At 34.1% G+C, this 11,946-nt stretch carries 8 protein-coding genes; all 8 read right to left on the bottom strand.

All coding sequences use genetic code 11. The features are described from left to right. Nucleotides 1-413: 413 nt before the first annotated feature. The 8 genes from Q5N74_RS16875 to Q5N74_RS16840 all read right to left on the bottom strand — a co-directional run bounded on the left by Q5N74_RS16875 (nucleotide 414) and on the right by Q5N74_RS16840 (nucleotide 11,888). Complete coding sequence (locus tag Q5N74_RS16875) at nucleotides 414-641, bottom strand: hypothetical protein (protein ID WP_304390175.1); 228 nt, start codon at nucleotides 639-641, stop codon at nucleotides 414-416. A gap of 30 nt (nucleotides 642-671) precedes the next feature. Further along, nucleotides 672-869 (bottom strand): hypothetical protein, encoded by a 198-nt coding sequence (locus tag Q5N74_RS16870; RefSeq protein WP_304390174.1) that lies wholly within the window; start codon nucleotides 867-869, stop codon nucleotides 672-674. A 412-nt stretch (nucleotides 870-1,281) separates the two neighbouring features. After that, nucleotides 1,282-2,265: a T9SS type A sorting domain-containing protein gene (locus tag Q5N74_RS16865; RefSeq protein ID WP_304390173.1), complete on the bottom strand. Its 984-nt coding sequence runs from the start codon at nucleotides 2,263-2,265 to the stop codon at nucleotides 1,282-1,284. Between the two features lie 6 nt (nucleotides 2,266-2,271). Continuing rightward, nucleotides 2,272-3,297, bottom strand: coding sequence for a hypothetical protein (locus Q5N74_RS16860; protein ID WP_304390172.1), 1,026 nt, complete (start codon nucleotides 3,295-3,297; stop codon nucleotides 2,272-2,274). Nucleotides 3,298-3,350: 53 nt separating this feature from the next. Next, nucleotides 3,351-4,169 (bottom strand): hypothetical protein, encoded by an 819-nt coding sequence (locus tag Q5N74_RS16855; RefSeq protein ID WP_304390171.1) that lies wholly within the window; start codon nucleotides 4,167-4,169, stop codon nucleotides 3,351-3,353. A 179-nt stretch (nucleotides 4,170-4,348) separates the two neighbouring features. Then, entirely contained in the window at nucleotides 4,349-5,020 is a 672-nt protein-coding gene (locus Q5N74_RS16850; protein ID WP_304390170.1) for a response regulator, read from the bottom strand. Between the two features lie 4 nt (nucleotides 5,021-5,024). After that, nucleotides 5,025-6,959, bottom strand: coding sequence for a hypothetical protein (locus tag Q5N74_RS16845; protein WP_304390169.1), 1,935 nt, complete (start codon nucleotides 6,957-6,959; stop codon nucleotides 5,025-5,027). A 387-nt stretch (nucleotides 6,960-7,346) separates the two neighbouring features. Further along, nucleotides 7,347-11,888: a WD40 repeat domain-containing protein gene (locus Q5N74_RS16840; RefSeq protein ID WP_304390168.1), complete on the bottom strand. Its 4,542-nt coding sequence runs from the start codon at nucleotides 11,886-11,888 to the stop codon at nucleotides 7,347-7,349. Between the last annotated feature and the right edge of the window lie 58 nt (nucleotides 11,889-11,946).

Raw genomic sequence — 11,946 nt, 5'->3', positions numbered from 1 at the left:
ATATTTGAAAACAGGATTAAACTATAAATAATCTAACCCTGAAATTTTGAACTTACACAGATTTTAGGATAGTGTCGTAATAAGCTTTTGACTTATCAATTTCGGCCTTCTTTTCCTGTTTTTTCTTAGTCACATGTAATCTAAAAAAATTAATAGATAATATAATTAGGATTACGGTACATATTTTTGAATCAGGAGAATGTAGCTTGAATTTTTCATCAGTAAACTAGACAAGTAAGCTCCTAATTTTCGTGAAAAAATAATACCGTGTCAAAACCTCCAATTAAATTATATCGATTTTCTACCACTTTTCAAACAAAATTTAACAAACTAGGTGTTAGACTGCCCAAAGTAGCAATAATGAATCCTTAAAAAAAACCACTAATCATGAAATTGATAATTAGTGTCTTCGATTATAACTTAATCGAATCTTTGAGTTTATTAACTCTCTCTTTCTGTCGACTTATTCTTATATTAGCAGTAGCCTTTTGTTCTTTTTTATAATGCTCAGTTGGAATACTGCCGAAACTTTCAGCAAGGTATCTTAATGCTATAGCTTCGCTATATGTAGGTAACGATGATTTAAATGATTCAAATCCTACATTACTGATGATTGCCATTTCATCTTTTGTCAATTCCATAAGACGTTTTAGGAATCCCATAGAACCCTCTTATTTATATTTGTCAACTTCCAAAAGCTTACCGTATTGCTCCTTTTTTGGCCAACTGATTGCATTCCATATTATAAATCTAATTATTAGCTCGGTGGCATTACCATGTTTATGTTTTCCAACCACAATCAACTCTTTAGTTTCACACATAGTTTCAATGATGAGTTTATGTACTTTTTCATCTTCTAGTTCCAACATTCGTTTTACTCTCAATTTAATTTTATCCTAATAAATTATGAGCAAACAAATCTTCATAAATTCAACACATATGTTCTTTTGAATAAAAATAACCTAACATCTAATCATAAATATTTTCCGTCTTGTAGTTTTAACAACCTGATTACGAATTGCGGCATACTATATACAAGATTTTACGGCTAACTAGCCTTTAAATATAAACGTCTTAAACTTGGACTACCAAACTTGACAACTGTCATTTTTGATACAAACCAATTACCCAAAAAAGTCTCACATCTGTAGTCCCATTATGTTTTTTTCGACAATATAATAAAGTTAGATTGTTTAGAAATTAAATCCATAGGCACTAAAAATATTATCATATTCAACCTTAATTTACCATGCAACGAAAGCCTTTCTTAAATAATTGTCATCAATTCTTTATTATGCGATACGATGCAGACCCCTTATCGGTCTGGAGGTTTAGGATATATATTCCAGATTGCAGGTTCGAAAGTTCATAGACCTCCCTGTTTTCTAAAGATGAAAATACCTTGCGGCCGAGATTGTCATAAAGAATAAGCTTATCAATTTTAAAACCGCTGGATTTGATATTCAAATGGTTTTTAAATGGATTTGGGAATATGGAAACTTGCTTCAGAATACTTTCTTCAAGCCCCAACGCACCCTCCACATTAAACGCTTGGGTATCATAGATAGACCACACGCCCTGACTGTTTTGTACCCTTATATAGAAAATGTGCTCACCATCGGCCAAGTTGAAGGATTCAATTGGGGCATTGACCATTTGGGTATCTCCCGATTCGGTAAAATTTAAGGGCAACCCATTACCCACACCTGGGTCGCTATCCACAAAGTATTCGGCGGCGACTATATCCGGCCTTGCCGCAAAATTATTCAAGTAAAAGGTGCGCCGTTCATAAAGACTCCATTGCCCACCGCCATCCTTCGTGCGTATGTGGATGCTGTGAAATCCTGTGTCCAGGCTCGTAATGGGAATCATGAACTGCTGGACCAGGCTAGCAGTATTGGTGTTCACTGCTAGTAGTGTGGCACTACCTACCCCAGGATCTATGGTATCAAAATAATATTCTGCCGCGGCAATGGTGTTGCTGGTATCAAAAATCCCTTTATAAAAGATGGCGCGGTCATATAATCCCCACTGGTTTTGGGCGTCCCGACTCCTGATATGCAGGCTGTGGAAACCCGCAGACAATGTTGTTGTAGGGATTGTGAGCTTTTGATTCAGGCTGCCCGTGTTTGCATTGAGCGTTATGGCATTGCCATTCCCCACTCCAGGATCTGAGTCATAAAAATACTCTGCGGTCTTCACTTCGTTCTGCGCCTGTGCCAAAAGAAAGCAGAGCAGGACGCTTATTGTTATCAGCTTTTTCATAAGGGTTTAGTATGACGTGGTTGATATATTGACCTCCAATTCGCCATTAGTGGGAACGATGGGCGTTAGAGAAGTGATATTGACCGTGGGGATACCATTAGCATAGCCGTTATTGTTGAATGTAAAGGGACCGGCATTAAAGATGCCAATGTCATTTCCATCCTTACCTGCACCAATTGCCGGAGAGCTTGTATTCAAATGGAAATTTCTCGTTGATGACCATATGTCATCACCGTTGACGAACTGTGGATTAATATTATTGATATTGTCGTTTCCTGATAGATTGTTAATACCACGACTACCATAAAAATTGAAGCTTAAACAATTTTCATATAACATTCCTGAATTATTGTAACTGTAGGAGCCCGAACCATTCCAATGTACAATAAACATAGAATTCTGAATTCTGAGCATACCATTAGCTGTATCCATATTATATACGGTTCTTCCATTAGTATGAAGGTTGTTTGCTGAAGTGACAGATTGATGATTCTTTACATAATAATGCCCAAAAAAGACATTATTCATAATTATGGCATCTGAGAAATTGTTATAATCCTGTGATGAAGATCCAAAAGTAGGTAATACATTACCCTGTACTAGCAAGTCTTCAACCCCTGAACCGGCAAAATATAATTGACCAAGGATATAGCAGTTTAGAATTGTAAGATTAGTAATTTGGGTGCTATTACTTGGAGGGGTGCTTATTGTCTTATTTACTTTAAAACCATTAATATTCACATTTGATGCCCCAGAGCGAAGTAAAATTTCTTCAACCACTGTTCGAATAATTGGATCACTATGTGAAAAACCAATTAAAGTTACTGGTTTGGTTATGACAATTTCTCCATAACTTGTCGCAGAGGGTTGTACATAGAGACTATCACCTGGCATGGCGGCATCGAGGGCTTCAGTCAAACTTTTGTACTGTGCATTGCTTTCTGGCGCATTGTCAACGGTGATGATATTCTGTGCATTGCCAGTAAGCAAGCACATAAGGAACAAGGACGAGAATAAGGTAATTTTTTTCATGAAATTTAGTTTAAATTAATGTATTGTAATTTTAGATTTTTTTTACGATGTGTTTATTTTGGTGTTATTGTAACCGTCAGCGCTTCGTCTGAGACCGATTCAATTTTAAAGCCAGATTTACTTAGGTGAGTGACGATAAGATCCGCTATATCATACGAAGAGTCGTTATGGGCAATAAAAAAAATTCCAGTCCCATCCTGTATTTTTTTTTCAGAAATAGGCCCTCTGGATTCAACTAAATTGATAAGAGACTTAAAACTGGTATAATCTGTTTTGAAAAGGGTAACATATGTCCCCTTTTTATCTTTCTTTAAGCCCTCATTGCCACTATCTTCATTAACCAACAGAATATTTGAAGATTCATTTACAATAGGATTCATTAAAGTTCCAGTAGTATCTTGTGGAATTGAGGGGGACGCCCCGTTCAAAGCCAATAAAATGTTAGTGGCCTCGGCCAATGAATGATCAAGCGCTTTGGTTGCCCTGCCTACTTGTAGAAGTGATTTTGCTTGTTGCAGCAAAGACATTTTATCGGCATGTTCTATTAATTCTGCGGCCTGAGCGATTAATTGCTCCCCATTTTCCGAAAGATACTGAATGATATCTGTTTGATCCACTGTCAGAGTTTGTCCGTTATCCAAGGCCATTCTTATGGTTCGCATATTATCGTAAAGATCAAAGCTTTGGCCAACGAAATTATCAACTAGGGGAACTTTTACAGGATTTTTTGGTCTTTTAATTTCATCTTGAGACATTAAAGTCCCCGTAACAAGTAAGCATATGGTAAGGGCTGTTATTTTAATTTTTAAATAGAGGCATGGGAAATTGAGCGGCGTTTTCCCAAATAATTTGATGGTTGTATTTGTCTTCATAATAATCGTAGTTTAGAGATTACAAATTGTTTCTTAAAACTACTCAACCTTAACCCTTTAAAATTGCGGAAATCCGCATATATGAAATTTTTATGGAATTTTCGAAATTTCGTGTATGCCGAATTAAATTTTAAAAGAATTTTTGGAAATGATTATGGGATGTGTGCCTAGAATTATTTTCAGATCAAGCCTAAATCTTTCACTTTAGCAATGAGGTGAACCGTGGTTTTAACTTCAAAAATTTCTCTCAGCTCATTAAAGTGGTATTCTATACTCCTTAGACCAGAAGGTTTAATATTTTTATTGCTTAAATAGGTGGATATTTCAGAATTTGTATAGCCGTCTGCCAATAACCTTAATAAATGTATTTGATATGCGTCAATCTCTATAAGATTTTGATTCTGTTTGAGTTGAGAAACAATACTAATAGACTTGTAGATTGTCCCATTGTGTATTGTTTTAATTGCACTAAGTAAATCGTTAATCTCATTGGGCCCTTTTTCTACAAATCCATCAATTCCATAAACATCATAAAGATTTTTGATAAATGCGATGCGGGGCTCTATTGAAAAGACCACAATCTTTATTTCAATGTCCAATTTGCGCACAGCGGCAATCAGTTCTGAGCCAGACTTTAATGTTTGGTAAACTCCATTGGTTTTAAAGGAAAGATCAGATATCAATAAATCATAGTTACTGCCTTTGGTATTTTCAGCTTTTATCTTAAAAAGGGCATCGTCGCAGTAATTGGTAGTGAATACGTCACCAATCAATTGATTTTGGGGAAGGATGGTATTTAGGCTTCTTCCTATACTGGATTGATCATCAACTATTAAAACTTTTTTGAACATCACATCACGTTTTAAGATGGAGATTTATACGGGCTTTAAAACCTTCTCCAACATTGGATCTAAAGTTAATGTTACCCTGTATATTCTCAATGCGGTTTTCCGCACTAATGAGACCATTGCGCCTTACACTCCCCAAATCACACCCTACGCCGTTATCTGTATAGGTCACTTCCACATCTTTTGTAGAGGTGTTTCGGAAGATGGTTATGGTGCTGGCATTCGCATGGTTGTTCGTGTTAGAAAGCAACTCCTGCAAAACCCGATACAGGGCTATTAGTTTATAATCTGGAATACCTGCCCAATTGCACGCCGTAAGGTTAGTCTGCAACGTCGTTTCCGTAGATCGATAATGTTGGAAAAGGTATTCTAGGGTTTGGTTAAAGTTGGTTGTATCTATTGGAGCAATATCCCTCGACATGATCCTTGCCCTCTGATAAGCCTTATTTAAGCCTTGCATTATTATGGACTTGTTTTCAGGCCTGTTAATATCTTTGGAAATGGAAATATAGCTCAATATTCCGGATAGGTCATTGCCTACAGTATCATGAATTTTCTTTGAGATTTCAGACTCTGTTTCATAACGGCTGAGAGCACTTTTTACCTTTATTTTATTTTTTAAGTATAAGGCAGTGAATATGACAAGTATTAGGAGCAGTGCAGCGAGGGATAAATAGGTAATATTCTGGTTCTCCTTAACCACAAGCGCATTCTTTTGTGCCAGATTTTCAATAGTGATGGCATCCAGTTCGTTTTGTTTGCGGGTAAAATCGTATTTTATTTTTGCAAAGCGTGTACTTACTTTGAGTTCTTCATTCAAAATGCTATCCTGAAGTTCAATATAACGGTCTCTCACGTCCACGTCATGGGGTATATTCTTCAGCTTTATTTTAAGGGCTTCAAGTTCTTCTTTGGGATTGTTTAGAAGCTTGGATAACTCTATTTTTTTATCGAACCAAGTATTTGAAAGTGTCTTATTATTGTCCTGATAATACTCGCCTAAATGCATGTAGCTGGCCTGTAATCCATTTTCATCGCCTTGCTTTTCCCTGAGATGCATGGCGCGAATAAAAAATTGCTCAATGGAATCCGTTATCCCCGATTTCCATCTTGCATATGCCCAATTGTCTAGAATTCTAGCCTTTTCAATTTCAGAATTGATGGTTAAGGAGTCTTTTAACAAGGTTTCAAGAATTGATTCCGCTTTAGAAAACTCCCCCATTTCTTTATATGCAACGGCTATGTTATTTTGGTATAATATTTTGTGCTGTTTATTTGGAGTTATTTTTTGCGCGTATTGATAATTTTTAATTGCATCCTCAAAATTTAGTAGAAATTTGTTGGCAATGCCAAGGTTATTATAAGTAGAGGCCAGATAAATGGAGTCAGTATTTTTAGTTTCCAAAAAAACAATCCCTTCCGTAAGTGTTTCTATGCCCTGATGAAATTGTCCTGTATCTATCTCTAACTGTCCTATTAATAAAATTTTCTTTCCAATTTCAGTACTATCTTTTGCTTGAATAAAATAGTCTTTAGATAAATGATAGTGATAAAAGGCACTATCAACTTGATGTTTGTCAATTTCTTGAACATATCCTTCCAGATAATGGAATTTTCCCAAGTAATATGGGTTATTTAAAGTGGAAAATGCAACTCTATTATATTGTTTAACACTATCTATTTGACCTTTTACATAGTGGATAGCACTTTTTTGGTATAATATTTTATCATATAGAGTATCATCAATGTCTTTCACAATAGAATAGGCTCTATTTATAGCAAGGTATCTTTCTTCTATAGGATTGGTTTTGTCCTGAGCGATACTAAAAAGACTTGTAGTTTTATGGTAAATATTTTCAAACGGTATCGTATCATTATTCTCTTTACAGCCCCATATAAAAATATTTGCAAGTATTAAAATCAAAAAATAAATATTTCGCATTTCTAAAAATTAAGATGGCGTTTTCACTACACTCATAGCCTTTGAGCTAATTTAACTTTAATATTGTTATGATTTCTTTCAAACGAAAATTATTTAAGTATTAGACTATATTTAAGTACAATAGTTCTTGTACCGTCTAAAGTTTCACATAATGCTACTTTGTAATAAAATCTATAAAAAGAATTTTTCGATGTTTTAAATTTTTGAAGACATAAGATTGTTTTTTGTCAATATGTTTAATCTATCAGCACTGTTGACCTGTCGTTATTTATAGATTTGAAAAAGACCCTTTATAACTTATAAGGTCTCCAATGATTGTACCTTAAAAATTTCATATTATTTGTAATTTAATTCTATAATTATATATACACATGACTTTTATATTCTCTATAGATATTTAACTGGAGGATAATATTTGTTTTCAGTGCCTCCTAGTTTAAATGGATAAGGCGTATCTGGGTTTTGTTTAATTCCCGATTTTTTTGAAGAATTAGTTGCGAATTTTATTTTCCTCTGAAACTTGCGCAGCTTGTATGCTAAAACAAATATAAGTTTAAAAGGGATTTTTGTTGATTGCTGAAACATTTTTCTATGTTGGTATGTATCTGGATAATTATAAAAATGATAGATTGGCGGAAACTCTGCTAAATTTTCTTCCAAATTCATAGCTATTTCCTGTAGATACGAATCGAAATGAGTTTTTACACTTGGAAATTTACACCCTTGGACAGCTAAAATTATTTCATCTTCGTGATAGGTACTTCTTTGAATTCTTTTGTCTTTTGGGCACATCTCGAAAGTCCATATTTCATCCTCCCTATTTTTCATTAAGGATATTTGGCAATCATTGTAAAAACTATAGTCAAATGATTTTTCTGTATTCAGCCAATATTGAAAATATTTTTCCTGTACCCAAGCATCTTTAAATGTTTCAATCTTATTTATTGATCTTTGGCCATTCCATTCGTAAACCTCTCTAATAGTGGGACTTTTATGATCATCTCCATATATTGTATTAATAAGCCCATATCTTGGCTCGTTATTTGTTGTAATAAAGCGTTCTATTTTATCAAATTGAGGAAGTCCCTCTCCCTTCATACAGGTAAAATTTACGGAATCTTCGTCAAAGTCAATCATGTAAAAATCACCTTGCTTCAATCTTATTAAAAAATGTAGGAGTTTATAATCTTTATTCAAATATTCCAGCTCATTTAAAAAATGCAATCCATTTATTCCTTCAAATGGTAACTCTCTAATTGATTTATTTCCATCTAAATCATAAATTATAATTGATTTCTTACTCTTGTTCCAGGATATAAAATATTTGTTATTCGACGATAGGTATATATTCTGTGTGTCGATAGTTTCATTTATATCATAATTTTTGATGTTTTTGTTTGAATCGATATCGAAAATTTTCAATGTAAACTTTGAAACGTGACTTTGTGGATTTCTAACACAAACATAAAGCCTATCGAGACAAGGGGTAATTTTAAAACAAGAAAACTCAGAATTTTCAATTATTGAAAATTTAGTACCTCTGCGACGGAATAGATTTAAATCCCAGACCTCACATTCTCCATTTCTAATATCACTCACTATGACTAGCTTAGGCCCAAAGAATTCAATATAGCTTGGATGCTGTATAGAACCTTTTGATACCGCTTTGCATGAATGGGCTCCAAGAGTAAACAATTTTAAGAGTCCACCGTCATAGGCTACCATAAAAGTATTATCAAATGGTCTCGCTTTAATTACATTGGGAATGAGTTTTTTACTTGCCAATGAAAACGTGTACACGTTCTCTAAAGTTTCATAATCCCACAATTTAATACTACCATGTTGTCCGCCAGTTACAAAATATTTAATATCATGGTCTGTTTCTTCAAGTTCTTTATTAAGAAAAATAACTTTTCTTATCAATTCGTCATCGTTGGTTACCAATTCTCTCGATAATTTTTTATCTTCCATACTCCAAAACCGGAGGTTCCCATAAGATATGCCCTTGTAGTTAGACAAGTTCTCAATTTCGTGAACGGTTGAGAATTCAGAGACATAGTCCATTTCACAGTTGGAAGTAACCAAATATTTTGAGTCATTGGTATAACCGAGAACGAAATCCTTATCTGCGTGGATATTTTCGAAGTTTCGGACTTTTTCACCTGTCAAATAATTCCATTCTATGATTTTATTATCGTAGGATGCCGTAATGAGTGTTGGGCTATTTTCATTGGGATTTATGGCAACACATTTAATAAGTCCAGAATATTCAATTTTAGACAATAGGCCAACATCTTCAATTAAATACCATATACCGCGAGTATTCCCATTCACTTTTGCAATCTCATCCCAAGATTTTTTTCTTCTTTGATCGTCAAAAATACTGAGGGATTTCCCATCGGGATTCGTAATAGCTAAAATTTGAAGTTTTTTAGAATGATCATACCATCCTCCCTCGAATATATAATAAATCCTATTTCTATCTGCCGTTGTTAAATCCCAAACACATAATAAACCAAAATTATTATCATCATAGTTAGAATATCCATGGTGTAGAAGATTTTCATTGGCTTTGATAAAATACTTGAAAAGGGTTTTATTAACATTAGATCTTGTGACGGTAATTGCTTCATGGGTATTAAAGTAGACGTCAATTGGGCAATTAGCGATTTCCTTGTTTTGAATATTACCACCTAAAATGCTATGAAGAGCTTCATCAAATAAGTAAGGGACACTTAACTTCTCTATATAACTGCCATCATCTATATTCCATTTAATTAATTCAGATTTAGTTCCACTTGTAAGAATTCCGTCTTTCGCCTCTAACCTCAATATTTTGTTATCATAGCTGTCCAGATATATATAGGAGTTTATACGTGCTGGTCTATGACCTCTTGGGAAAAAAGAGCTCAAATCAATTTTACTGTCTTCAAAACTGCAACTGTAAAATTCCTTAACATAGTTTTCATCCCTCCTCGAAAAAATCACATTACTAAAGTCAATCCCTTTCAAATTAAGATTATTTAAATTATCGCCACTTAAATCATTTTTTACAGTTAATAAGGTATTTACCATATTCTTAGGGGCGTTACCTAAAAGTTTAGTATCGAAAATACCTCGTAAATTTTCTAGTGTTTCAGCTATAATATATTTTCTATAGTGACCATAAGTCCAAGAATTATTTTCGATAACAGCTACATTTCGGTGCTGGCTGTCTATTTCCCCCATATATCGTAAAATTGTTTTAGGAAGAATTGTTTCTTTAATAGTTATTGGGAGATGTTGTGATTTCCATTTCTTTGATTTCTGACCATAACACCAAAAATTTAGTTGGGATAAGATATTGCAGGCTACAAAAAAATCACGGATTTCCTGATGATAAAATTCATAATACGAATTTATGGGGTTTCTTTTTAGGAGCGTTAATTTTTCCTCACATAAATCAACCGTTTCAGTAATATATTTTTTAGTAATATCAGGTGCAATAACGGCATTTACAAGCTCGACAATCTCCTGCAAATCGATACTAAATTTAACTTCAGCATAACAACGATAAGCAATGGCGGGTAAAAGCTCTTCTATTGCAAACTTGAATTTAGCGATTATTTCATTTGAAAATTCATCTTCTTTTACTTTTAATATTTCCTTTATCGAAATACTTTGGATATAATTGAAAATAAGTTCTCCACCTGAATAAAATTCGTCCTCTAAATAAAAATATTTATCGTCTTTTTTAAATGTATACGATGTATTTTCTTTAATCAATCTGACTGTTTTAGACTCTAGCCTATCACTTAAAGTGCGTTTCTGTTGTTCTATCACACCAGTAGTTTTTGCAAACATGGTTAGCCGAAATGGGTTTGATAGCAATTTTAGCATGCTCTTGTTAAAAGCTACGTTTTTGGTTTCAAGGAATTTTTCGATTGTATTTATATCCAATGAGGACAAATTACTGTAATTATAATATTCAAGCACCTCATTATAATATTGGTTTTTGGATGTAATAATAATTTGGACAGATCGCCATAATTTTGTTCCCCTAAGAAAATTGTCAATAAACTTGGGGTCTGCAACTTCATTTAGCGCATCCAACAAAATCAAAAATCTGTATCCACTTTTATCGGGAGCTTTGGAAAAAATTTTGTTAATGCTATTCGCCCTTTCACCTTCATCTTCGGTTAAAGCTAAATGACTGAGAGCGAAATTGGCAATTTCTACCGATAAACGACTGGATTCATCAATTAACACGTCTTTTAAAGTCAAATAAACAGGAACGACACTCTGCGGACCATTTATATAATCCTGCCAAATCTTATAAAGAGAAAAGGTTTTACCGCCTCCTCCTTCCGCAACCAAGAAAAGGTTTGGGTTTACAGGGTTTTCCTTCCACAGTTTTTCTAAATATGAGCTGATATCTTGATAACCTTGACCAATAGACTCAATGAAAGGTAAAATTTCAGGCTCTATTTTTGAATCGGCAAGTTGTTGTATTTTATCCAATCTTGCGCTACTTTCCTTAGAAAGCGCATCTACAATAAAAGCGATATACCTTGAATACACTTTTTCACTATGCTCTGGGCTTAAGGAAATAATTTCTGTTTCAATACTAGTTTTATGCTTGCTTTCTTTTCCCTGCCAATATTTTTGATTGTAATCTTTAAAATCCTCATACTCCATATACCTAGCTAAAGTGTCAAGTGTAATTGGGTAAGGATTTGGTTTGTTTTCATCATTAAGCAGGTAACGTTTTCTTGCACGGTTAATGGTTTTCCATCCACAAACTTCAAAACCCAATCTTTCTACCTTAAAAACAATCTCCATAGCTCTGGCTTGATCCGTATTGCGAGCTTTGGGAGTGACTATTTCATAGACCATTTTAAGAAGCTCTCTTATACATTCAAATTGAGGATCTTCATTGTTCGCTATCATAAGTACTATTTTTTTCGGCTGTCATCCCCCGTGGTTACTGTGTCTTCTATATGTCCAG

The organism is Mariniflexile sp. AS56, from assembly GCF_030552475.1.
In the GTDB taxonomy this organism is placed as follows: Bacteria; Bacteroidota; Bacteroidia; order Flavobacteriales; family Flavobacteriaceae; genus Mariniflexile.
The sequence above is the reverse complement of the archived record's forward strand: the minus strand, read 5'-3'. Positions and strand labels throughout refer to the sequence as shown.

Excerpts from the sequence above, each read along its gene's own strand:
- Q5N74_RS16840 (WP_304390168.1), bottom strand. The coding sequence starts at position 11,888 with ATGATAGCGAACAATGAAGATCCTCAATTTGAATGTATAAGAGAGCTT.
- Q5N74_RS16855 (WP_304390171.1), bottom strand. The coding sequence starts at position 4,169 with ATGAAGACAAATACAACCATCAAATTATTTGGGAAAACGCCGCTCAAT.
- Q5N74_RS16850 (WP_304390170.1), bottom strand. The coding sequence starts at position 5,020 with ATGTTCAAAAAAGTTTTAATAGTTGATGATCAATCCAGTATAGGAAGA.
- Q5N74_RS16860 (WP_304390172.1), bottom strand. The coding sequence starts at position 3,297 with ATGAAAAAAATTACCTTATTCTCGTCCTTGTTCCTTATGTGCTTGCTT.
- Q5N74_RS16875 (WP_304390175.1), bottom strand. The coding sequence starts at position 641 with ATGGAATTGACAAAAGATGAAATGGCAATCATCAGTAATGTAGGATTT.
- Q5N74_RS16845 (WP_304390169.1), bottom strand. The coding sequence starts at position 6,959 with ATGCGAAATATTTATTTTTTGATTTTAATACTTGCAAATATTTTTATA.
- Q5N74_RS16870 (WP_304390174.1), bottom strand. The coding sequence starts at position 869 with ATGTTGGAACTAGAAGATGAAAAAGTACATAAACTCATCATTGAAACT.
- Q5N74_RS16865 (WP_304390173.1), bottom strand. The coding sequence starts at position 2,265 with ATGAAAAAGCTGATAACAATAAGCGTCCTGCTCTGCTTTCTTTTGGCA.